Origin of the sequence: Lentisalinibacter sediminis (assembly GCF_040706615.1) — a bacterium.
Lineage (GTDB): Bacteria > Pseudomonadota > Gammaproteobacteria > Steroidobacterales > Woeseiaceae > Lentisalinibacter > Lentisalinibacter sediminis.
Genome location: NZ_JAPDRF010000004.1, coordinates 1 through 22,159, shown reverse-complemented (window position 1 = coordinate 22,159; position 22,159 = coordinate 1). Strand labels below are relative to the sequence as shown.

The 22,159-nt window shown below is 60.0% G+C and carries 19 protein-coding genes and 1 riboswitch; of the genes, 11 read left to right on the top strand and 8 right to left on the bottom strand.

Annotation, left to right across the window (positions count from 1 at the left end; genetic code table 11):
- Positions 1-347: 347 nt before the first annotated feature.
- The 4 genes from ACJMKX_RS08810 to ACJMKX_RS08795 all read left to right on the top strand — a co-directional run bounded on the left by ACJMKX_RS08810 (position 348) and on the right by ACJMKX_RS08795 (position 5,206).
- Positions 348-1,535: a glycosyltransferase family 4 protein gene (locus ACJMKX_RS08810; RefSeq protein ID WP_405223858.1), complete on the top strand. Its 1,188-nt coding sequence runs from the start codon at positions 348-350 to the stop codon at positions 1,533-1,535.
- Complete coding sequence (locus ACJMKX_RS08805; protein ID WP_405223857.1) at positions 1,532-2,677, top strand: glycosyltransferase; 1,146 nt, start codon at positions 1,532-1,534, stop codon at positions 2,675-2,677. The genes ACJMKX_RS08810 and ACJMKX_RS08805 overlap by 4 nt, the downstream gene beginning before the upstream one ends.
- Positions 2,674-3,807 (top strand): DegT/DnrJ/EryC1/StrS family aminotransferase, encoded by a 1,134-nt coding sequence (locus ACJMKX_RS08800; protein ID WP_405223856.1) that lies wholly within the window; start codon positions 2,674-2,676, stop codon positions 3,805-3,807. The genes ACJMKX_RS08805 and ACJMKX_RS08800 overlap by 4 nt, the downstream gene beginning before the upstream one ends.
- Positions 3,808-4,012: 205 nt before the next feature.
- Entirely contained in the window at positions 4,013-5,206 is a 1,194-nt protein-coding gene (locus ACJMKX_RS08795) for a polysaccharide pyruvyl transferase family protein (protein ID WP_405223854.1), read from the top strand.
- 59 nt (positions 5,207-5,265) lie between these two features.
- On the opposite strand, the gene ACJMKX_RS08790 is transcribed toward ACJMKX_RS08795, so the two are convergent.
- From ACJMKX_RS08790 to ACJMKX_RS08770, 5 genes are all read right to left on the bottom strand, one after another.
- On the bottom strand, positions 5,266-6,186 hold the full coding sequence (locus ACJMKX_RS08790; RefSeq protein ID WP_405223852.1) for a glycosyltransferase family 2 protein: 921 nt from the start codon (positions 6,184-6,186) through the stop codon (positions 5,266-5,268).
- Between the two features lie 183 nt (positions 6,187-6,369).
- Positions 6,370-6,927, bottom strand: a complete 558-nt coding sequence (locus tag ACJMKX_RS08785) for a glycosyltransferase family 4 protein (RefSeq protein ID WP_405223850.1) — start codon at positions 6,925-6,927, stop codon at positions 6,370-6,372.
- A 1,000-nt stretch (positions 6,928-7,927) separates the two neighbouring features.
- Complete coding sequence (locus ACJMKX_RS08780) at positions 7,928-8,878, bottom strand: phytanoyl-CoA dioxygenase family protein (RefSeq protein ID WP_405223848.1); 951 nt, start codon at positions 8,876-8,878, stop codon at positions 7,928-7,930.
- A 69-nt stretch (positions 8,879-8,947) separates the two neighbouring features.
- The gene (locus ACJMKX_RS08775) at positions 8,948-9,661 is read right to left on the bottom strand and encodes an SDR family oxidoreductase (RefSeq protein ID WP_405223846.1); all 714 of its coding nucleotides are present in this window, start codon (positions 9,659-9,661) and stop codon (positions 8,948-8,950) included.
- On the bottom strand, positions 9,658-10,938 hold the full coding sequence (locus ACJMKX_RS08770) for a methyltransferase domain-containing protein (RefSeq protein WP_405223844.1): 1,281 nt from the start codon (positions 10,936-10,938) through the stop codon (positions 9,658-9,660). The genes ACJMKX_RS08775 and ACJMKX_RS08770 overlap by 4 nt, the downstream gene beginning before the upstream one ends.
- Before the next feature lie 173 nt (positions 10,939-11,111).
- On the opposite strand from ACJMKX_RS08770, the gene ACJMKX_RS08765 reads away from it, so the two are divergent.
- From ACJMKX_RS08765 to ACJMKX_RS08750, 4 genes are all read left to right on the top strand, one after another.
- Positions 11,112-12,014: an XrtA system polysaccharide deacetylase gene (locus tag ACJMKX_RS08765; RefSeq protein WP_405223842.1), complete on the top strand. Its 903-nt coding sequence runs from the start codon at positions 11,112-11,114 to the stop codon at positions 12,012-12,014.
- Positions 12,015-12,025: 11 nt separating this feature from the next.
- Positions 12,026-13,054: a FemAB family XrtA/PEP-CTERM system-associated protein gene (locus tag ACJMKX_RS08760; protein WP_405223840.1), complete on the top strand. Its 1,029-nt coding sequence runs from the start codon at positions 12,026-12,028 to the stop codon at positions 13,052-13,054.
- A gap of 243 nt (positions 13,055-13,297) precedes the next feature.
- Complete coding sequence (locus tag ACJMKX_RS08755; RefSeq protein ID WP_405223838.1) at positions 13,298-14,032, top strand: sulfotransferase family protein; 735 nt, start codon at positions 13,298-13,300, stop codon at positions 14,030-14,032.
- A gap of 164 nt (positions 14,033-14,196) precedes the next feature.
- Complete coding sequence (locus tag ACJMKX_RS08750; RefSeq protein ID WP_405223836.1) at positions 14,197-15,051, top strand: polysaccharide deacetylase family protein; 855 nt, start codon at positions 14,197-14,199, stop codon at positions 15,049-15,051.
- A 47-nt stretch (positions 15,052-15,098) separates the two neighbouring features.
- Here the strand turns inward: ACJMKX_RS08750 and ACJMKX_RS08745 are convergent, their stop codons facing one another.
- Together ACJMKX_RS08745 and ACJMKX_RS08740 are read right to left on the bottom strand one after the other, a co-directional pair.
- Complete coding sequence (locus tag ACJMKX_RS08745; protein WP_405223834.1) at positions 15,099-16,205, bottom strand: glycosyltransferase; 1,107 nt, start codon at positions 16,203-16,205, stop codon at positions 15,099-15,101.
- Positions 16,202-17,380 carry a carboxylate--amine ligase gene (locus tag ACJMKX_RS08740; protein WP_405223832.1) on the bottom strand — a complete coding sequence of 393 codons (1,179 nt, stop codon included), beginning with the start codon at positions 17,378-17,380 and terminating at the stop codon, positions 16,202-16,204. Before ACJMKX_RS08740 ends, ACJMKX_RS08745 begins: the two co-directional genes overlap by 4 nt.
- A gap of 88 nt (positions 17,381-17,468) precedes the next feature.
- Between ACJMKX_RS08740 and ACJMKX_RS08735 the strand changes: the two genes are divergently transcribed.
- Both ACJMKX_RS08735 and ACJMKX_RS08730 read left to right on the top strand, forming a co-directional pair.
- Entirely contained in the window at positions 17,469-19,091 is a 1,623-nt protein-coding gene (locus tag ACJMKX_RS08735) for an arsenate reductase/protein-tyrosine-phosphatase family protein (protein ID WP_405223830.1), read from the top strand.
- On the top strand, positions 19,088-20,212 hold the full coding sequence (locus ACJMKX_RS08730; RefSeq protein ID WP_405223828.1) for an NAD(P)/FAD-dependent oxidoreductase: 1,125 nt from the start codon (positions 19,088-19,090) through the stop codon (positions 20,210-20,212). The genes ACJMKX_RS08735 and ACJMKX_RS08730 overlap by 4 nt, the downstream gene beginning before the upstream one ends.
- On the opposite strand, the gene ACJMKX_RS08725 is transcribed toward ACJMKX_RS08730, so the two are convergent.
- The gene (locus tag ACJMKX_RS08725; protein WP_405223826.1) at positions 20,199-20,897 is read right to left on the bottom strand and encodes a putative Ig domain-containing protein; all 699 of its coding nucleotides are present in this window, start codon (positions 20,895-20,897) and stop codon (positions 20,199-20,201) included. The two genes, ACJMKX_RS08730 and ACJMKX_RS08725, sit on opposite strands and share 14 nt — an antisense overlap.
- Before the next feature lie 135 nt (positions 20,898-21,032).
- Positions 21,033-21,117, bottom strand: a riboswitch (cyclic di-GMP riboswitch).
- Between the two features lie 478 nt (positions 21,118-21,595).
- Here ACJMKX_RS08725 and ACJMKX_RS08720 point away from each other — a divergent pair.
- Positions 21,596-22,159, top strand: a 564-nt coding sequence (locus ACJMKX_RS08720; RefSeq protein ID WP_405223824.1) for a Calx-beta domain-containing protein, incomplete at its 3' end; no start/stop codon positions are given.

Below are 22,159 nucleotides of genomic sequence, written 5' to 3'. Positions count from 1 at the left end.
GGGGGTGAGTTCGCGATGGGTCGTGTGATAGGAGTCACGGCGCGAATCAGATCATTAGGTAATATTCTAGGCAACGCCCTTGATTAGAAGAAGTAAGCAGAATGGCCGATTATGAGTGTCGCAGTGCGTTCTATTTCGAATAGTTCGTGGGTGCCGAGCTGACTGACAAAGAGGGTGAGGCCTACACGCATGATGACTCCGGTCTCCATTGCCGACTACCGATTTGCTCGCTCCCTGGAGATTGCCGATAGGGTGAGGGAACTCGATCGAGGCGGACTGGCCATATTCGTTGGTGCCTTAAATGCGACATGCGAGTGCCATGTCACTCCCGCGGCGTTCGAGCTGGCATGAGCAAACGGTCCGGTCTTCTCTTGGTTGGAAATCACGACTCCGACGTGGGGTATGCCTGGTGGCTGATGGAGGGCTTCTGGGCGGCTATGGCTGAGGCCTATCAGCCTTCGCTTGTATCTTACGTAGCGTTCCCGCAGGTGACGAAGGTCAGCCGGCGGTTGTTCGATGCGCCCCTTCGCGTGATCGAGCAGGATTTCAGATCTCCGAGGCCTGCTGATCTGCTGGCTCAGTTCAAGTTATTGAGGAGGCTCCGTATCAAAACGCTCTATCTCTCGGACTGGAGCACGTGGAAGTTTAGGTACTTGCTATACCGGATCGCCGGCGTCGAGACTATCATCGTTCACGACCATACGCCGGGCCTCAGAATCACGCCCTCAGGCGGGAAGCGCATGCTAAAGCAGATGCTAAACCGCGCTCCGATGATCGCCGCCGATGGTGTCATTGGCGCTACAGAGTTCGTACGGCGGAGACTGATAGAAGTCTCCTGCGTCCCGCCGTCGCGCGCCTGGGCGGTACCCAACGGGTTGGCACCGCAGCCGAACAGGACGACCGTGAGTAGCGACGTCTATACCATGTTCGACATCCCCCGGGGCCGGGCAATCATGGTGATGGTCTCCAGGGCTAATCGATACAAAAATGTCGAGTTCGTGCTGGAGTGCCTAGCTTCACTGAAGGAGAAGCATAGGGACGGTATCCATTTTTTGTTTATTGGGGACGGTCCCCATCTGGAGGATTTCCGGACCCACGCGGCGAGACTGGGCGTGGACGGCTTGTCCACCTTTCCCGGCCGGCTATCGGATGTGGCGCAGATCCTACCGGGCTGTACCATGGCGTTTCACCCGGCGCGCGGGGAGGTGGGTTACTCACTTTCCATTCTTGAATATATGCGTGCCGGGCTGCCTGTTATAGTCCCCGACAACCCTTCCGTTTGCGGGGCGACGTCGCATGGGAAAACGGGTCTTGTTTATCCAGAGGGCAACGTGGAGGAGGCAAGCGCCTGTGTGTTGCGGCTTGCGGGCGATAAGGCTTTGCGCGCTCGACTGGGTCGAGAGGCCGCCCAGGTTGTGGATGAGAATTACAGGCTGGATCGCACGCATGAGGCGCTTTTGGACGCTTGTGCCGGCATCGACCCGCGCTTTCCTCGGAAGGTCGAACCTGTCGGCCAGGGCAGGGTGTCTTCGTGACGGAATGGGTGATCTGGCTGTTGATGCTCGGCGCAGGCTATAGCTACGGCGTTTACCCGGTATTGCTCCTAGCCCTGACCCGGCTACCGGGTGCGGACAAGGAAGCGGGGCACGCGGATTCGTCAGGTGTCGAGGCGCCTGTCAGTTTCATAGTGACGGCGAGGAATGAGGCAGCGCGCATCGAGGGGAAGATCCGCGATCTGTTGGCCCACGCCGAGGGCTGGCCCAGCGAGATTCTCATCGTCTCGGATGCCTCCGAGGACGAGACCGATGAGCTGGTGCGCGGGATGGGCGATGATCGGGTACGGCTTATCCGTCAGGAGGCGAGAGGGGGCAAGGAGGCCGCGCAGAAGCTGGGAATCGATGCGGCAAGAGGAGAAATCCTCGTTTTCTCTGACGTCTCGACTCGCATTGCTCCGGGCAGCCTCGAGGCTCTCATGAAGCGATTCCGGAATCCCTGCGTTGGCGCAGTCTCCAGCGAGGACCGCTTCGAGAGCCCTGATGGCACACTTGCCGGCGAGGGCCTGTATGTGCGTTATGAGATGTGGCTCCGGCGGCTAGAGTCCCGCCTGGCCGGTCTGGTTGGGCTGTCCGGTTCGTTCTTCGCCGTTAGGCGCTCGATCTGCGATGAATGGAGGACGGATGTACCGAGCGATTTCACTGTGGCACTGACCTGCGCACGTCGGGGGTTGAAGGCCGTCAGTGATCCGGCGGTAATCGGTGTCTACAGGAATCTGCGGAACACAGCCGATGAGTATGCCCGCAAACGCCGAACGGTCCTTCGGGGCATGGCGGGGCTGAGCGCAGCCCGGGAGGTATTGAACCCAGCTACATTCGGCATGTTCTCGTGGCAGGTCTGGAGCCACAAGATGCTCCGCTGGGCGGTCCCTTGGTTCCTATTACTGCTTTTTGTTACCAGTTGTTTCCTTGCCCCCGGGGGCGGCCTGCCGCTGGTGCTGCTGGCCGGTCAGGCCGTCGGCTGCGGCCTAGCCGTGCTTGCCTCGGTCTCCGCCGCCGTTCAACGGCTGGCTTTCGCCCGATTCGCGTACTACTTTTGCCAGGTCAATTTGGCAATGGCCGAGGCGTGCCTGCGATTCATTCGCGGCGAGCGAGTCGTGACCTGGGAGCCATCGCGGCGATGAGGCTAGGGCGTGTTCGACCGGCGGGCGAGCCCTTGCCCCCGCTTCGCCGTGATATCGCGCTGGACGACGTCCTACCCGGCGGGTATGTGGGCCTTTTCGTTCAATCAGGCACGGCAGCTCTGGCACTAGCCCTCGTACTGGCCAAACAAACGAGTGATGGGAGCAGGACGCGTGTATTGCTGCCGGCTTATGGCTGTCCCGACCTGGTGGCGGCGGTCTTGTATGCGGGACTAACACCGGAGCTGGTCGATACAGCGCCGGATTCGCCTTTCCTGTCTCACGAGCATCTCGCCGATCGTCTCGCCGATGACGTCGTGGCCGTCATAGGTGCCCACTTCCTAGGTTTCGCGGAGGATATAAATAGCTTGCGGAGGCTTTGTGAACCCCATGGAATTACAGTGATTGAGGATAGCGCGCAGCGGCTCCCCGGGAACGGTGGGTGGGCACCGACCGCTGACTTGGTTACGATGAGTTTCGGGCGAGGGAAGCCTGCCGGCGGTCTTGGGGGAGGCCTTCTATTGTTAAGCGCTCTGATGTTCGCAGAGGGGTCTGGCGTTATTAGCAGTATCGGCCGCCCCAGTTTCTATCCCCTAGTGCGAATGAGGCGGCAGATCTTCAACGTCAGCCTTCGGCCGATACCATATGGTTTCGTTTCTAGGCTTCCATTTCTACGTGTTGGGCAGACACGCTATTCTAACTTAACAGGTATACGAAGGTTAGATTCAGCCAGGACACAACTCGCACTCAGTAGCTGGGCTCAGGATTACATTCATCGATCCAACCTCAGGACGATAAGCAGATTGGTAGATTCTTGCGACAAGTTTCGTCCGATAGCTGAGTCGGTTCCCGAGGGGCGAGATTCCATCGTCTCAACTCGTTATCCTGCACTATGCTGCGATGCGCGCTATCAAGAAATTCTCTGCGAAACTAGAGAAAGCAAGAAATGGGGTATTACGAGGATGTACCGAAATTGCTTGATCGACATTCGCGGCATGCCGCGAGTATTGGTGAATCAAGTGGAGCAGGCTCGCGATTTCGCCGCTAGACTTGTGACCTTTCCAACGCATTCTGATGCTAATGAGATCCGCCTTGAGTTGTTCCGAGCGCTTATGGACACGAAGAGAAACTAGTTCGTCTTAATTCTTCTCGTATTATGCGTGTTCATGCTGTTCTAGGAACGATAGGGGCCGCCAAGGAGAATTCTCACTGCATGCAATTGCGGCTACGGCAATACGGAAGGCGCCATGCCACGACGTTGCCGCGGGCGGTTTTGTCTAGGTTAGCGATTGGATTGATGTAGGTGAACATGAAAGTGAAAACGCGGGATAAGACATAATGTTTAAGAGAAGGAAAAGAATTTTATTGCTCGCCGACGTCCATGGATTTGGGAGGGACTATCATGTTGGCGATGAGGCGATGGCAGAGGTCGCGATTAAGCGGATAAGTGAACTCATTGGTCGCGACAGAATAGTCCTTGCAGCTGGGGATCGACGTCGCGCCTCTAGCACCTATTCGGTCACGGCATTTTCCTTTTATCACGTAAGTGATAGAGCTTGGCGGGCTATGAGAGTCAAAAGACCTGCGCGGTGGGCATGGTCGTATATTAGGCAGATTTATTGGTTGCTATCCTGTGACTCCGTTCTGATCTGCGGTGGCGGGAACCTGACGAGTGTCTACCCGAACGTTCTTGAAGCGAGGTTGAGGTTCTTGGAGCTTGCGCGCCGCCTAAGACGCAGATTGTTTTTTGTGAGTCAGACTCTCGGGCCGTATTCGCAAGGTGATCGGGCGAGAGTTCGTTTGCTACTGCGCGACGCAGACTGGATCGGCGTCCGGGATCCTGGCTTCTCGGAAGCGCAGATCGGGATGCAGGCACGTCCCGCTTTAGATGACGCTGTCTATTTGCAACCAGAGTTTAGTGAGTCGGTTGATGAGATGAGCGGGGGGAAGAGATTCGCGATCTTCACTTACCGGCGGCTAGATGGCATGTCGGAGGAGGATGTTGCGAGCCTTGCCGGCGCAAGCGAGCGTGTAGCCAAGGAACGGGAAATGGAGGGACTGCTCGTGCCGCATCATGCGCCTCAAGGGGGAGGGGATCTGAATTTAGCAAGAGAGGTAAGTGCATTCTTAAGCGCGAACGCGACCTTCTCGATAGCCCCAATCATGCGGGCGGCGGAGGTGAAAGCCTTGACTCAGAGGGCGCAACTTGTGGTGACGATGCGCTACCATCAGCTTATCTTCGCGTTATCAGCAGGTATACCTGTCGTAGCAATCTGGGGCAGCGAGTATACAAAAGGGAAGTTAGGCGGGGCATTTGAGATGATGAACCTTGAGCCGTGTATGTTGCCGATTGATCGTATAGGAAAAGATTTGGATGACATGGTGGATTTCGTTTGGGAGCAGCGAGAACAGTTTCGTGACGCGGCGTCTTCCGCGCCGAGAAACGGTCGGACACGCAATGAGGCGCCCTATCGCCTTATAGCTGGACTAAAGCCCCTTTCGGAAATGAACGACGCCGCGAAGACCGGTTGAGAACATGATGATTTAGCGCGGGTAGAGGATTGCACTTTGCAAGGATATCTGCTCAGAGATCAGCGTTTTCGTCGAGCCTGTAGCTCCCAAACTATGCCTTTGAGCCTAGGGTGCAGTGAATCGATTTGTGAGGGTCTCACCACCCAAGACCTGAGAAGACAGCAGAAAGCACGAAACCTACGCCTCTGATCATAGGCACGCCAAGCCATCTGGTACCACATCCAAGCTATATGTTTACTGCGTAGTTCTGAGTCTGATATTTTCGCAGCAATTTGCCGACGGCAATCAATGATAGTGTCAATATCACCATCTTTTCTGATTTCGTCATGAGCTCGCTTAAGGCAGGTAACCTCTGATACGCCACGGATCGCGGATGATTTGGCGACACGCAACCAGAGGTCGTAGTCTTGCGCGCGCTTCAAATTTTCGTCGTATCCTCCAAGATCCTCGAGGACAGCGCGACGTACTATCTCGTTAGAGTTCGAGCCTGGAAGGCACATAGATACGGCAAGACGCTCGTATTGTATCGTTGGCTTGGGAGTGGTGATGTAGGGTAGCCGTTCGTCGTGCTCGTCCATCGACTGAACACCGCCGCAAACGGCGGCGGTCTCTGGGTGCTCGGCAAAAACCTGCATTTGAAGTTCTGTCTTCGTCGGTGTCCATGCATCGTCAGAGTCGAGCACGGCAATGAACTCGCCGGATGCGTGCTTAATCCCTACGTTGATTGCTGCCGCCCGTCCTCCATTGGAGGGGCGTCTGACGATAGTGAGCCGATCAAGCCATGGCCGAATATAGGTCGAGATATCTTCTGTCGATGCATCATCGACGATAATCAATTCAATCGGGGAATATGTCTGAGAAAAAACACTCTCGACAGCCGTACGAAGCATGCTGGCCCTGTTATAGGTCGGAATTATCGCAGAAACCAGTGGTCCGTCGTTGTCTCGGGTACCGAAGTTTCTCTGATGGAGACTACTCATGGTTCGTAACGGTCCGATAGAAGTAGCTGTGAAAGAAAAAGATTAGCAGAGGGGAGAGAGCTAGTGTCATCGATTGACCAATATTTCTTCTGGAAGGCCAAATATCTTCGGCGTTAGGAAGGCGTTGCTAATGGAAGAGTAACCTGGTGAGATTTCGACCATCCAGAACTCGCAATCGCTAAGTCACGAACGACCCACCGCGCGCAGCACAATATTCTCATAGTAAGGCAGGATCTCTTCCCACTTGAAACGCGATACGAACTTTTTTGTTCTCTCGCCGAGTGCATGTCGGCGCGCTGGTGCGGACAAGAGACTGTCAATCGCCGTGAGGAACTCTTCATCTGTATCAGCTCGCAAGGCTACCTCATCGATGTCATCCCCAAGCGGGTCCAGACAAATGGTACTCGCAATAACCGGCGTTCCGGCATGCATCGATTCTAAGAGCTTATTCTGAAGGCCCGCACCAGACGTCATCGGAAATACCATCAGGTCGCATTGTTTAAGATGCACCCAAATTGAATCGACTGGTCCGGTCACTTCTACATGTGGCCCTGCGAGTTCCAGAATCTCCTTTGTCGGGGCTCTGCCAATGATCTTCAGGTGTAGGTCATCAAATCGGCTTCGCAACGTTCGAACAATTCGATGCAGGCGAATTGCGGCTTCCACGTTCGGTTGGTATCCCATGTTGCCCAAGAACCCAACAGTCAAACCTTGTGCGGCCGGAGGGCTTTCCTCAACCATGTCATCTAAGACACCATTTGGTACCACATAGACGTTTTGGTGCTGTTGAGTCGCAAACCGGCTATCGATTTCTGAAATATAGATTGATGCGCTGTATGACGCCCGCAGAGATGATTCCCATTTCCGAAGTCGCTCAGCTCGCCAGCGCGCGAATCTCGAGTCCCCGGCTCGACGATGCGAGTGAAGGGAGGGTGAATCACACCAATCGACTACATTCGGTAGGGAATCTTTCCGTTTCGCGTAAAGGGATGCCGCCTCGGAGCCACCAATCCAAAGAACAACCGCCGAGTTATGTCGATCGGCGTTGATTGCAATAAAGTCGACGATTTGGTGGCTTCCGTGTCTCAGTAGCTCGTACGGAGCCCGGGTAGGGCTGAGAATTCCGCGAATTGTCTCCAATTTTCTGACAAGGCGCGGCTTGACTCTCGGCGGAAGGCTGCGAACTTCATGGCAAAGCGTGCTTGCTTCCATGGCGCGTGCTACAGCATTCGGACGCGGATCATGGACGACCAGAAGTTGAACCCTGTGACGGGCGGCGAGGTAACGAAATATCGGTTGCAAGCGGATCGTAACTCCGTCGGAACGCGCCGGAAACGGTGATTTAGGCGTAACTATCGTTATGTTCGTCACCTGTTTTTTACTCCTGCATTAGTCGGCAGATGTGTGGATCAACGAGCGGACCCCCAGCGGGTCGGTAACAACAGCGACTTGCGCTTGCAGGCTGTGATCAGAGAAGCGGAAAGCATTTAGATTTGGTTGGCTTTGTTGCCGTTTCTACTGCGGCCAGGATTTTATGTGCTCGGTTGAACAGTATAACTAGAGTGCGACTCGCATGGGTTGTTGTCCCCCAGGGCGTACGGTCGCTTTTTTAGCTAACGCTTTGCCGCCGCTTTTCCACGGGCCACTGTTTCGCCCCAAGTCGGGACTTACTCGAACATTTGACTCGGAAACGCGGGAAGAGATGCGACGTGGTAGTGCCTCTGGATTAACGAGAGTCGCACTACGGCTTAGGTACTGCGAGACTCTCTCGGGACGCCTGTGTCGGGTCAAACACTTTGGGCGCATCGGCGGGCCCGCCGTCGCGATCATAAAGTGCGACCAGGCCTTCATCCAGGCGGCCAAGATCGCTACAGTTCAGGAAATCCCTGAGCGTCGTGCCGGTGCACTCGGAGTCGATATTAGGCGTCCCCCGATCTTGCTTGAGATCCCGCCGGTTTACGGTACGAAAATCGATACTGAAACGGGCTACTCCACTCGAGTTCTCCACCGAGGCATGCAATTGCGCGCCGGAAAACACGATGATCTCACCCACCATGGGAACAAGCCGGAGCGGATGGGTGATATCCAGCGTCTCCTCTGGCCTCGGTTGGCGGCGGGTATCTTTCTTCACGTGTTGAGCCGCTTGTGCGCGATTATCCCGATTCCAGACATAGTAATTGTAGTCACAGGACCCGTTCTTGACCGGCTCGGAGAAATAGCGCGGGAAGAACTCCATACCATTCTCTGGCAGCACGTCGTAGACGGGTATCCACCAGTTAATCTGACACTGGGGCGCTGAATACCAGGTGTCGCGGTGAGGGTGGAAGGCATATGCGATGCCAGATGTCAGATAGCCGTCCGAGGTTGAGGTTCGTAGTCGAGGTACATCGAAATAGGTCTCTCGAGGATCACATCCGGCTGTGGCCAGGATTTGGGGCAACAGGCGCTTGCACTCAGGGTGATGGATGAAGGCCGGCTTCAGCTCTGCCAGAATGGCTGCGTATTCCTCGACGGCGAAATGAAACTGAGCGGTTTCCGGATCGTGGGGCGCAAAGGCTTGCTTTAGCATCTCGCGGGCCAGTTGGCAGAGTTCGAGCGAGGCATCACTCGATGGCAGAACGAAGATGTCCCCTGCATACACCCGGGGCCGGCGCTCCGCATCGCTATGGTTTCTATTCACCCAGATGTTCATGGGGACGGATTCCTCGATTGTGTTGATTCGCTGGCTGAAGCCTTGGTCGGCATCGGCGGCCTCGGTGTTTCAGTCGGGCCATCGGCGTCGCAGGTGAATATCCGTAATCTCGACGTTGTCCGGCGCGTCCAGGATGTGGATCACCAGCGCCGCAATGTCGTCCGGCTGCAACAGACGACGCATGTCAACCGTATCGCGATAGTACTGGCGAACCGGCTCGACCCCCGGCGTGGCCGTGCGTCCGGGATAGATGGTGGCAACGCGCACGCCGCCAGGATTCAGTTCGCCGCGAACGCAATCGGCGAAACTGGCCAGTGCGGCCTTGGAGGCGCTGTAGACGGCACGATCCATTCCCGGCGTTCTCGAGGCGCTGGAGTTGATGAAGACAACATCCCCGTTGCTGTCCTGCAGCAGACCGGCCAGTCGGGCCGTCAGGAGCATGGGGGCGCGCGTGTTGATATCGAACATCTGATCCACACTCTCGGCGGTCGTCTGTGTGACTTTTGCAGGCACCGCGAGGCCGGAGCAGAAGATGAGGCCCTTCAGTTTGATACTCTCATTCGTTACCGACTCGCAGAAAGTCTCAATCTGGTCGGGTTCGGAGAGATCCGCGGTGAACGGATCAAAATCAGGACCGAGTTCTTCACGCAGCGCTTCCAGTGCTGCCTCGTTCCGGCCCGGGGCGATGACACGCCGCCCGGTTTGGACCAGTCGGCGCGCGACCGCCGTGCCCATCCCGGCTGAGGCACCGGTGACGATGTGAGTGGGCTTCGCTTGATTCATAGCACGCGGACCGCCGGAATGGGCGTGACGAACTGTCCGCCCCAGTCGCGGATGTAAGCACACTGCTCGGCGATCTCATCCGCGAGGTTCCAGGGGAGGATGAACAGATAATCAGGACGCCGTTCGGCTATGACCTCCGGCGCCAGGATCGGGATACGGGTACCGGGTGTATAATTGCCGTGCTTGTACGGGTTGCGATCCACCGTAAAATCCAAGAAATCCGTGCGTATACCGCAGTAATTGAGCAGGGTGTTGCCCTTCCCGGGCGCGCCATAGCCAGCGATGGTCTTTCCGGCCTGCTTCTGCTCGATGAGGAAGGCGAGAATGTTGCGCTTGGTGGCTTTCACCTGCTCGGTGAACCGGCCGTAAGGCTCCATCTGGTTCACGCCGGCATCCAGTTCCCGGCGCCGTAGCGCCTCGACCCTGTTCGTCACCGCCCTCTCGGTGTCTTCTGCATGCCGGCCGAAAATACGCAGTGAGCCGCCGTGAGTGGGCAGTTCCTCGACGTCGAACAGCACCAGCCCATGCGCGGCAAAGACCTGTTCGACCGTATAGTACGAAAAATAGCTGAAGTGCTCGTGGTAGATGGTGTCGAACTGGTTTTCGGCGATGAGCCGTTCCAGGTGCGGAAACTCCATAGTGAGGACTCCATCGTCTGCGAGCAGCACCTTCATCCCGGCCACGAAGTCATTCAGGTTTGGCACATGAGCGAGGACGTTATTGCCCAGCAGGATGTCTGCAGGCCCGAATTCCGCCCGCAGAGCTCGAGCCGTCTGCTCGCCGAAGAATACGACACGGCTCGGGATACCTTTCTTCTCGGCAGCCGCCGCCACGTTAGCGGCAGGCTCGACCCCGAGCACCCCGATGCCCATGTCCATGAAGTGCTGCAGCAGGTAGCCGTCGTTGCTGGCGATCTCGACGACCCGGTGTTTCGCGCCGAGGCTGAAGCGGTCGCGCATCATCTCGCAATAGCGGCGTGCGTGGGCCACCCATGAGTCCGAATACGACGAGAAATAGGCGTATTCCCCAAAAATGTCGTCCGGGGCGACGAACTCTTCCAGCTGCACGAGGAAGCACCGGCTGCAGACCCGGGCATGGAGAGGGTAAAATGGCTCCATCTCGCCCAGTTGCGCCTCGCTGATATGCGTCTGGCACAATGGGGACAGACCAAGGTCCACGAAAGTGGTAGCGAGGGGATGTCCGCAGAAGCGGCACGACGGTGAGCCGGGGGCAGGTTCCGCAGCAGTTGTTGATGGAGCAGAAGAAACATCGGCCACAGTGGCATCCTTTCTGGTGATGGCTGACGAATATTAAGGCATCGCCACGAAAATTTTTGCGATTCAGATCAATTTTGGGCCGTGATCAGGTTCCGGCTTGGCGCGGTCGCTTTCGTATACACTCTAGCCGCATAGCAGCATCCGGGCCAGCTGGGCGCAGCCTCCAGCTCATTATGAAAAACGCGAACATCAATGCACTGACTGTCGACGTGGAGGAGCATTTCCAGGTCGCGGCCCTTAAAGAGGCATTTGACCCACGAGATTGGTCGTCCCAGCAATCGCGGGTCGACGCCAATACCGGTCGGCTCCTCGACCTGATGGGCCGCCACGGCGTGCAGGGTACCTTTTTCGTGCTTGGCTGGGTGGCCGAGCGACACCCGGATCTTATCCGCCGCATCGCCGCTGCCGGGCATGAACTGGCCTGTCACGGCCAGAGCCATCAACTGATCTACAGCCAGGAGCCGGCCGTCTTCCGTGAGGAAACGCTGCGGGCGAAAAATACGCTGGAAGATATCGCCGGTGTGCCGGTTCACGGCTACCGCGCAGCCTCGTATTCGATTACACCGGCATCGGTCTGGGCCCTGGACGTCATCACCGAGGCCGGGTTCCAATATGACTCCAGTATCGTCCCGGTACGGCACGATTTTTACGGTTTCACCGGGGCTCCAGCGTTACCGCATATACTGCGGCTGCCGGATGGCCTGGAGATACGGGAGTTCCCGCCGTCTACCATCCGCATCGCGGGCCAGCGCTTGCCGATAGGCGGCGGCGGGTATTTTCGGCTATTTCCTTACTGGTTCAGTCGCTGGGGGCTGCGCAAGGTCAATCACAAGTATGGCCAGCCATTCACCTTCTATACGCACCCCTGGGAGGTGGATCCCCAGCAGCCCCGGGCGCAGGTCAGTTGGAAATCCCGCTTTCGTCATTATGTGAACCTGGAGAAATGTGAGCCTCGGCTCGATCGTCTCTTGGGCGATTTCCGCTTCTCGACCATGCGCGCGGTACTCGACAGCTTGGATCTGCCTGTCGTTGAGCTCCAGTCTTACGCAGAACAGCGAGAGCGTCAGGCCGCTTAGGCGTACCGCGGATGCTGGTCCGGAAAATCGACATCTCCGAGGCCGATGCGTGGGATGCTTGCGTGGCGGCTTGCCCGGGTGCCAGCCTCTATCATCGCTACGCTTGGCGCGCTTTCTTCGCGGATTATTTCGGCAAGGAAACCGAGTACCTGGCAGCGATCGATTCGGCAGGTAGCCTCGAGGGCGTCTTGCCGTTGGTCCGCCTGCAGAGCCGACTCTTCGGCAATTTCTATGTATCCCTGCCGTTCGTGAATTACGGCGGGGTTCTGACCAGAGGCCCGGATGCGGCGAAAGCGCTGCTCGCAGAGGCAGCGGATCTCGCTCGGGAGAGCGGGGCCACCCATGTCGAATATCGGCACACCGACCAGCAGGTGGCATTGCCCTGCCGCACCGACAAGGTGGCCATGATCCTGGAATTGCCGGAGTCTCCTGAGGCGCTGGGGAAGGCGATTGGTTCCAAGCGCCGGTCACAGATCAAGCGGCCGTTGCGTGAGCACCCTGATGTATGCATCGGCGGGGCTGAGCTCGTGGACGAATTTTATGCGGTATTTGCGCGTAATATGCGCGACTTGGGTACGCCGGTTTACGCTAAATCGCTGTTTCGCTTTCTTGCGGATCGCTTCCCGGATGACGTGACGCTGATGGTGATCCGGGTCAACAGCAGGCCGGCTGCTGCCGCGTTTCTCTTGAGCGACGAGCGGGGTATGGAGATTCCCTGGGCCTCGACGGTACAGGACTTCAACCGCATCAGCATCAATATGCTGCTGTATTGGGAAGTGCTGAAGCACGCCATTGAATCCGGGAAGACGTTGTTCGACTTTGGGCGGTCTACCGTCGATAGTGGTACGTATCGTTTTAAGAAGCAGTGGGGCGCTGAGCCTGTGCAACTGCACTGGCATTACTGGTTGGCCACTGGAGAGGAATTGCCCCGCATCAACCCCGACAACTCTCGGTACCGGCTAGCGATTCGCATGTGGCAGAAATTGCCGTTAGCTGTCGCGAATCGACTCGGTCCTTACTTGGTTCGCAATCTGCCGTAACGGACTGGTGTAATTAGGAATCGACCCTGATTTCGAGGCGAGGAGGACAGCGTGCAAATAGGTATACTTCTGGCGAACTGGTTGTCGGGCGCTACGCTGCTGACTCTGCTGCTGGATCGTCACCCTGCCGTCTGTACCCAGGGAGAGGGGTTTCCCCATGTGGGTCAAGACCCAAGCCGGCTACTGTGTTCTTGCGGGGCAGCCTTGCGCGAGTGTGATTTCTACCGGGTCGCAGGTTCCGGGATGCGGATTGGCACCGATTATGATCCAGCGCTTTTTCGTGTTCTCCCGACCTTTCTTCAGGAAGGTACTAGTGTCCGAACTCGTTTCTTATACTGGCCCCTGCGTAACGGGCGGTTAGCGTCTCCTGTGCGAGCGCGGATCATAGATTCGCTTCCTGTCCTCAGGCGAAAGTATGAGGAATTTGTAAACGCCCATTTCCTCTTTATGCGGCAGGCGCTGGAGATTACACAGGCAACAGTCTACCTCGATGCTACAAAATCCATGCGGCGGGCAGAAATGCTGTTATCCGCGGATAGGAGTATGCGCAGGCCTGTAATTCTGCTTGTGCGCAATCCACTTTCGTGGTGCGCAAGCTGGTTACGCAAGCGCAAGCGTGCCAACGTCTCCGGGGCCGCCCGCGCATGGCGGGCCTACGCACAGCGGGCCTTTACTCTTTGTGAGCGGTTCCCAGAGGCGCAACTGCACATCGTGCGATACGAAGATCTCTGTAACGATCCGGAGGCGACTCTGCGGCGGTTGGAGGAGCACCTCGGCATACCTCATTGCCGTGTGCCGGATTCCTCAAACGACGGGGCGGCGCACCATGTGCTTGGAAACGTAATGCGGTTCGAGTTTGACGGTATCGTTCGTGCTCCGTCCGACAAAAGTGACGAACTCTCGTCCGAACAACGGCAAGCGATAATCGCGGGATCTGGCGCATGCGCTTCACGCCTTGGCTATGAGCTCTCGGATTAAGCGCTGAGCCCAGGATGCTGTCTTTATACCGCAAGCTCCGAGATTGGTATGGCGCGTCTCGTGCGCCGGCAAGGTGGTCCCTTATTTCCCAGGGGTTGGTCGTGCTCGGTTATCATCGGGTGCTACCCCGCCGATTCTCGGAGCTCGGCGTTGTGGAGCCGGGCATGTACGTGTTCGAGGACACTTTCCGTATGCAGATGGAGCTGCTGGCAGAGTACTTCGAGCCCGTGGACCTGGCCGAGTGGCTCCGGCAGCGGGAATCCGGCGGCGACTTGCCTCCGCGGGCGGCGGCCATCACCTTCGACGACGGCTGGCGGGATAATTACGAATGCGCTTTTCCCGTGTTACGGGAGTTGCGCCTCCCGGCGACGATCTTCGCCGTGACGGGGCTCGCGGGTACGGAGTATTCGTTCTGGCCGGAGCGTCTGGCACGGCGGCTGGAAGCGGCGGCGCATGATCCGGCGGCCACCGCCAGCCCGTGGTTGGATTCGTTGCTGCGAGATGCCGGGGTCGGATTGCAGGGACTGGACGGTGAGGCGATCAGCCGCGTCATCGCGATGGCCAAGCGGGGCTCCGATTCCGACAGTCACCGGCAGCTCGACTTGCTGGATGAACGGTTCGGCCCGGTGCTCCCGGCGGAGGGTAGGGATCTCGCGGACTGGTCGGAACTCGCCGCGATGCGGGATTCGGGCTGCATCCGTATCGGCTCGCATACCCGGCACCATGTTCGCATGAACGAGGACCTCTCCCCGGCGGAGCTCGAGGAGCAAGTGGTCGGTTCCCGCAGGGAGATCGAACAGAAGCTGGGGACGAGCCCCGAGCTGTTCTGTTATCCCAATGGAGATATTACGCCTGCGGCTGCCGCCTTGGTCCGTGAGAATTACCGGGGTGCCTGCACGACGCAGAATGGTTGGAACACCCGCTCGACCCCTGCCCATGAGATTCGCCGCGTGCCCCTGCACGAGGACCGCTCGTGCTCACCCGACGCCTTCCTCGCGCGGCTCGCGGGCGCGCTCTGACAGCCCGGTCGGCTCCGGTCTCCATCGTTTCCGTCGTCTCCATAGTCTCAAGCGGGTAGCAGTTCGTCGAGGAGACGGGCGTAGGCAGCCACGCTGCGCTCCAGGCTGAATTCGGCTTCCGCCCGCCGGCGTCCGGCGGCTCCCATCGCTGCGCGGGCGGCATCGTCGCCGGCGAGCTCGATCAGGGCGTCGGCCAGCCGGACCGGTTCGTCCACCGGGACGAGCCGACCGGTCACGCCGTCCGCGACGATGCTCTCCGGTCCGCCGCTCCGGGTTGCCACCGCCGGCAGTCCGGCGGCCATCGCTTCCACACAAGCAATGGAAAAGCCCTCCTGGCGGGAGGCAATGGTGAAGATGTCGAGACCGGCCAGGAATTCTGGTATGTCATCGACGAGCCCCAGGAAGCGGAACCGGTCTTCCAGCTCGAGTTGCCGGTGCAATTCCTCGAGCTCATGGGCGAGATCGTTGCCGCCTTCCCCGGCGACCACGAATACCAGTCTCGGGTCCCGGTCGGCCGCGCTCCTGGCGGCGCGCAGCAGGACGTCATAGGCCTTGGGGGAGCGGATATTGCCGACCGCGCCGATGAGGATGTCGCTCGCGGAGAGCCCCAGGCGCTGCCGGAGGCCCGAGCCGATGCCCTTGAATGCACGAATGTCCACGCCATTGTGGATCACCTCGCAGCGCGGGGCGGAGAGTCCCAGCCGGGGTCGCAGGTCGGCGAGCAGCGCGGCGGAGACGAAAACGCTGCGACCGGGCGGCAGGGACAGAATGCGGCCCTTCACCCGGTTCAGTCGGCTGCCTTCCACGTCCTTCTGCCCATGGAAGACGCTGATGACCGGTCGGCGGGCGAGGGTGGCGGCGATGGAGGCGTAAAACGACGCGCCGTAGAGGTGCGCGATAACCGCGCTCACATCTTCGCGTCTGATGACCTCGATTATCCGCCGGAGATACGCCAGTCGTCCGTCACCGGGTGGGTTGATGAGAGGGGCGAGGTCCTGCTGTCGGCACTGCCCGGAAAGCCAGCCTTCCCGGCTGACCATGGTGACGGGTTCGTAGCCGCGCTCCCTCAGGCCGGCTGCAACCCGCACGAATACCGTCTCCGCGCCACCGGGTCCGCCGGTGTCGATGATATGGAGCAGGCGGTGTCGACTCATCGGCGGTCGCCTCCCACCCCGAGCCAGAGCCGGAGTTCGCGCCAGAAAGGCCGTATGTCGCCGAGGCGCAGGACTTCGAACCGGGTGCGGGGCGTGAAAAAGTTCACGAAGCGGAGGGCCGCGCGAGCTCTGGCGCTGCGCGACACATTCGGGTCCCGGAGCGTCAGGTACAGATTGTCCAGATCACCCAGCAGCCAGCGCAATTTCCGCCCGGTCTCGTAGTCCCACTGGGGCGCAGGATTCTCGCCGTTCATGACCCGGTACCAGCTCCATGGCAGGTCGAGTCCGGAGTCGATGGACAGTTGCAGCGAGCCCCAGAAGCGGCCGTTGATTTCCATGAGCCAGGGTTTGCCGTTGGCGTCGACGCGGAATTCCACCATGGCCGGGCCCAGCCAGCCGGCGTCGTCCAGGAGTGCTTTTGCATAATCCCTGAGCGTCGGGTCTACGGGCGCACTCTCGCACAGCACGCTGACGCCTCCTGAGGGCGGTTTCTCACGCAGTCGCCGATGAGCGAACCAGTGCAGCGGACCCTTGCGGCCGTAGACCGTGAAGAGGCCGACGCCGTGGCCGGGAATGAACTGCTGTACCAGGCCGGATATCGGGCCCAGCCAGTCGAATTCGGGGATCCGGGCCCGGGCCTGTTCTGCGTCCTGCAGGACGGCGACAGAGGTAGACTGGATCGAGGCGCCTCGCCGGTACTTAGAGAAGGCCGGTTTGATCACGACGGGGCCCTGCCAGCCGGTCAATGCAGTCTCGAGTGCGTCCGTATCCGCCACCCGGATACTATGCGGTACCGGCACGCCGAGCCGTTCCGCCCGTACGGCCAGGGTCGCCTTGTCGCTGACGGCGTTGTACGATTCCGGAGGCGCGGAGGCGACTCTCGCGTCCGCCAGTCGGGCACGACCCTGCAGGGCGGTGAGGCTGGCATCCGCGATCGGGAAGACGAGGGCGGCGGTTTCACCTTTCGCAAGTGCTTCGAGCGCGGATACGAACGCATCGGCATCGCGGTCCGGGCTCGGTAGCCCAGCGGTTCGCACGCACCATCGAGATGCACCCGCGAGGCTGCGTTCCGTGTCTGCTGCCACGACAACCCGGAGTCCGCGTTCGCCGAGGCTGCGGACGACGGCGAGCGCGGCTCTCTGGGCGCCGTCGAGGACAATGACCGTGGCTGACAAAGGTGACGCGTTCCCTGTTCGCGGACTGGCGTATGGTATCAAATGGTCCGCCCGAGGGTGTTTCGGTTCCCGGTGATAAAGGCATAGCTTGAAAGCGTCTCTGGCCAATGTGGCGGATCGGGTGCTCTCCCTGCCCGGCATCCGAAATCGTTATCTCGATGCCACCCGGCACGTCGTGCCGATCCTGTTGTTTCATCGCGCTGCCGATGCGGAGAACGGGATAGGGGGTTATCAGCCCAGCGCGATCGAGCGCTATCTCGACCAGGTACGCGCCGCCGACATACAGGTTCTTGGCCTGGAGGAGCTCGTGGAGCGTTACCGAGCCGGCAGGGGCGTTTCCCGGCCGTCGATCGCGTTCACGGCGGATGACGGCTACGAAGATCAGGGCTCGGTACTCGGGGAGGTTTTTGCTCAACGCGAATTGCCGCTCACGATCTTCCTGATAACCGATTTCGTCGACGGCTCCGACTGGCCCTGGGATGCCAAGATCCATTATGCGTTTCGGCAGACGGCGTCGACCGCAGCCAGCATTCCCGTGGGCTCTCTCGTGCTGGATTTCGATCTGTCGAGCGAGAGGGCACGTGTGCTGGCGCGCAGGGAGTTCCAGTTGATATGCAAGAGCCTGCCGCCGGAGTCGCTCTCTTCGGCACTGGATTCCCTGTCCGGGAGCCTGGACGTCGTCATCCCCGCATCGCCGCCCGCGCCATATCGGCCCATGAGCTGGCAGCAGGCCCGCGACCTGGAGGGGCGCGGGATCACGTTCGCGCCGCATTCCTGCAGTCATCGCGTTTTCTCCTGCCTGCCCGAGGAGGACGTGAGGAAGGAGATGGAGCTCTCCTGGCAACGAGTATCGGCCGAGCTCCGGCGGCCGCTGAAGGCTTTCGCCTGGCCGGTGGGGCAGGATCATGATTTCGGCCCGAGGGAGGATCGCATCGCCCGCGCTATCGGCTTTGACGCCACTCTGGCAGCCAGGCATCGGTATTCGATTGTCCGTCGCGGTGAAGAGCCGGCGACGCTGGAGCGAATCGGGTTTGGTGCGGGCCATGTGGGCGAGTCCATGTGGCGGGCGACAACCGGCATACGGCGGCTTGGTCTGCGGAACACTGCGAAGAGCATGACACGCTCGGCCAGTGACGATCGACTTGGTGGACTTGCCATCAAGTCGAACAAGCGATTCGGGCGTCGCGTGCGGGCCAGAGCGCTGTTGTCGATGACCAGAGCCCTGATTGGTGGCTACCGCCGACCCCCTCGTTCGGAGCTGGGCAAAGTGCGCAGGGTCGTTTTCGTTTGCCAGGGCAATATCTGCAGGAGCCCGTACGCAGAGGCGCTGCTGCGTGATGAGGGCTTGCCGACGGTTTCCTGTGGCCTCGGCGCGAATGGCGTCGCGCCAGCCGATCAGATTGCGGCGCGCGTGGCTTACGGCCGCGGTATCGACCTGTCGGGCCACTGCTCGCTGAACGTGAAAGACGTTGATTTCCGGCCCGGCGACCTGGTACTGGGAATGCAGCCGGCCCACCTGTCAGCGATGCAGCCTTTTGTCGAAACCCACGGCATTTGCGCAAGTCTGCTGGGCCTCTGGGCCCGGCCGCCGCGGCCCTGGATCGAGGATCCGTACGGCCTTGCGCCGGGAGCATTCGAGGATGCCTTCGACATTATCGAGGAGAGCATCGCCAGACTCGGCCAGGACCTGGCGCATCTTTACCGCTCATGACGGACCGGATCGACTGCATCGTGATCGGCGGCGGGGTGATCGGCCTCGCGGTGGGGAGGGCTCTGGCACGCTCGGGCCGCCAGGTACTCGTTCTGGAGTCCGAAGCGGAGATCGGCGCGCATACGAGCAGCCGCAACTCGGAAGTGGTGCATGCCGGCATCTATTATCCGGCGGGTTCGCTCAAGGCAGAGACCTGTGTGACGGGCAGGGAAGCTCTCTATGCCTATTGCGAGGAGCGCGGGATTCCCTACCGGCGATTGGGGAAATTGATCGTGGCAGCCCGCGAGGCGGAACTCGACCTCCTGGACGCTTACGCGGCCAGCGCGCGGGCCAACGGCGTGACCGATCTGCGGCGTATCGAGGTCGACGAGATTCGAGAACTCGAGCCGGCGGTCACCGCAGTCGGCGGCTTGTTCTCGCCATCGACCGGGATCGTCGATAGCCACGCCCTGATGCTGGCTTTGCAGGCCGACCTGGAAGCGGCCGACGGGACAGTGGTGCCGCGGAGCCGCGTCACTCACGTGGAGGCGGGCAAGGGCGGATTCACGCTGCATCTGGACGATGACGCCGGTTTCTCCGTCACCTGCGGCGAGCTTGTCAACGCCGCCGGGCTGTGGGCCAGCGAGGTCGCGAGCCGCATCCGCGGGCTCGCCCCGGAGCACGTCCCGGTTACCCGCTACGCCAAAGGCCACTATTATGTCCTGAAGGGCCGCTCACCATTCAGCCACCTCGTCTACCCGGTGGCGGGCGGGGGAGGACTCGGCATCCACGTGACCCTGGATCTGGCCGGCCAGGCGAAATTCGGGCCGGACGTCAGCTGGTTGGACGAGGTGGACTACCGCTTCGACGAAAGCCGGCTGCCGGCGTTTGAAGAGGCCATCAGGCGTTATTGGCCGGAGCTTCCGGACGGCAGGCTCGCGCCCGGTTACACGGGCATACGGCCGAAACTGGTTGGCCCGGGCGAGAAGGCGGCCGACTTCCTGATCCAGGGCGCGGACGCGCACGGCGTCCCCGGTCTCGTGAATCTCTTCGGGATCGAGTCACCCGGGCTGACGGCAGCGCTCGCGATTGCCGAGGTCGTGGCCGCCGAACTCGGCCGAAAAGCAATCAGTTTACGCTGACCGTGCGGACTGCGACGTTCGAGTAGTCGCTCTCGACGCCGGTCCCGTTGACCGATGTCGCGACGAAGTAATAGGTGTCCGCCGTAAGGTTCTCTACCACGTAGCGGGTCAGACCCGGGTTATTCAGAGCGATCCGGTTCGGGTAATCACCTTCCGACAGGCCGTAGTAAATGCGGTAACCGGCGAGATCGGTCAGGGTCGAGCCATCGGTATTTTCAGTTGGGGGAGTCCAGGACAGCGTCACCGAGCCCGTGGCGACCTGGTTGACCGTGATGGAGAAGGCGAGGGAATCGCTGGCCGAGCCGTCACTCGCGGTGATCTTTACGTTGTTGTACGTGCCTTCGTCGCCTTGCCGGGGCGTGCCCGTGATCTCGCCAGTGGTCCTGTCGAAACTGGCCCAGCCGGGCTTGTTCTGAATCTGGAAGCTAATCGGGTCACCATCCGGGTCGGTTGCGCGCGGCTCGAAGCGGTACGCTTCTCCAATCTTCGTCGAGGAGCGGGGCGTGCCCGCCAGGGACGGGGGCGAATTGCCGTCCGACCCCGCCGGCGAATCCGGCCGGGAGATCACTCCCTGCGCTGGCGCTTCGTCAACGTCGGATTCCATGAGACAACCGGCAATGCTCATCGCGGCCACGGCAACGAGAGCCGCCCTTGCCGCCTGGCCAGACAATATCCCTGCTTTCACGGTATTGATCTCCGTGCTCCTGCGGCCAAACCTGGCCGGTGAGGTCCAAAGGCCATTCGCCGCCGGCGGAGTGGCCCGGGATCGTTTCCACGGAGTGAGGACGAGACGACTGCACTGAATGCGCTGTCTGATCGCGTCGGCAACCCCGCTGTCATAGGCCCGAGCCCGTAGACCGGTGGCTTTGCGTCCCCGCCTTTCGGCGGGTTTGCCTTTATCGGAATGGCAGTGTCACTGACATAACCCGATACGGCAATCGGCTGGTGACATAATTGGAGGTTTGGCCCGCCGATTTGTGACGGCCCTCCCAATCCATCCTTTGACTCATGCCCGGCGCACAATGTGGCACCCGTCCAGCCGGGCAGGATTTAACCTCATGCCCGGCCTGACTACAAGCCATCGGATAAATTTTTTCTTATAAAAAACAGCAGCTTGATGTCTCCGATTAGCGACACTTTATCTAGAAATTACATTAAGTGGTGGCCCCAAGAGCACGAACACGTTTGGCATAGGCGGTTTTTGCACATGGGCAGGATTGTGGCCACGCGCAGTCACCGCATCAGCCGGTTTCCGAATGCTCGACTGCGCTGCCTGGCCCATTGGTGACATAACCAGATGCAATCCGCGCAGGTTGGCTTGCAACGACGCTGCTGGGGGCATAGGTTCAAAGGCGGGACAGGGTCGTCGAGGACGGATTGGCTATGGATTTCGAGAACGCGCGGTATGCCGCGATCGTCTTCGGCTGCCTGCTGATGGCGGCCTGTGGCGGCGGTTCTGGTTCGGACTCTGGCGGCGGGCAGGACCTGCCGTCGGTCAGCATCAACAGCCCGGCCGTGCAGGAGGGAGACTCCGGCACCGTGGACATGGCTTTCACGGTCACACTCTCCGGACCGGCACCGGGTGCGGCCTCCGTCCGCTACGCGACCGCGGACGGCAACGCCACCGCCGGCGAGGACTACACGGCGGTATCCGGAACCCTGGACGTTGCCGCTGGCGCTACCAGCGCCACAATCGTGGTGCCGATCCTCAGTGACGTCCTGGACGAGGCGGACGAGACATTCACCCTCGAATTGAGCGATGCCAGCGGGGCGACGCTCGTCACCCGGTCTGCCATTGGCACCATCCAGGATGACGATGATGCGCCGTCGCTCACTTCGGAAGCGGTCAGCGTGACGGAGGGAGATGCGGATAATGTCACTGCATCGTTCGAGCTAGTGCTCAGCGCTTCCTCTGCCCGCACGGTGACGGTGAGCTATGCCACCTTG

Excerpts from the sequence above, each read along its gene's own strand:
- ACJMKX_RS08745 (WP_405223834.1), bottom strand. The coding sequence starts at position 16,205 with ATGAGTCGACACCGCCTGCTCCATATCATCGACACCGGCGGACCCGGT.
- ACJMKX_RS08800 (WP_405223856.1), top strand. The coding sequence starts at position 2,674 with ATGAGGCTAGGGCGTGTTCGACCGGCGGGCGAGCCCTTGCCCCCGCTT.
- ACJMKX_RS08785 (WP_405223850.1), bottom strand. The coding sequence starts at position 6,927 with ATGGTTGAGGAAAGCCCTCCGGCCGCACAAGGTTTGACTGTTGGGTTC.
- ACJMKX_RS08760 (WP_405223840.1), top strand. The coding sequence starts at position 12,026 with ATGCTGGTCCGGAAAATCGACATCTCCGAGGCCGATGCGTGGGATGCT.
- ACJMKX_RS08810 (WP_405223858.1), top strand. The coding sequence starts at position 348 with ATGAGCAAACGGTCCGGTCTTCTCTTGGTTGGAAATCACGACTCCGAC.
- ACJMKX_RS08765 (WP_405223842.1), top strand. The coding sequence starts at position 11,112 with ATGAAAAACGCGAACATCAATGCACTGACTGTCGACGTGGAGGAGCAT.
- ACJMKX_RS08790 (WP_405223852.1), bottom strand. The coding sequence starts at position 6,186 with ATGAGTAGTCTCCATCAGAGAAACTTCGGTACCCGAGACAACGACGGA.
- ACJMKX_RS08775 (WP_405223846.1), bottom strand. The coding sequence starts at position 9,661 with ATGAATCAAGCGAAGCCCACTCACATCGTCACCGGTGCCTCAGCCGGG.
- ACJMKX_RS08755 (WP_405223838.1), top strand. The coding sequence starts at position 13,298 with ATGCGGATTGGCACCGATTATGATCCAGCGCTTTTTCGTGTTCTCCCG.
- ACJMKX_RS08795 (WP_405223854.1), top strand. The coding sequence starts at position 4,013 with ATGTTTAAGAGAAGGAAAAGAATTTTATTGCTCGCCGACGTCCATGGA.
- ACJMKX_RS08780 (WP_405223848.1), bottom strand. The coding sequence starts at position 8,878 with ATGAACATCTGGGTGAATAGAAACCATAGCGATGCGGAGCGCCGGCCC.
- ACJMKX_RS08730 (WP_405223828.1), top strand. The coding sequence starts at position 19,088 with ATGACGGACCGGATCGACTGCATCGTGATCGGCGGCGGGGTGATCGGC.
- ACJMKX_RS08750 (WP_405223836.1), top strand. The coding sequence starts at position 14,197 with ATGTACGTGTTCGAGGACACTTTCCGTATGCAGATGGAGCTGCTGGCA.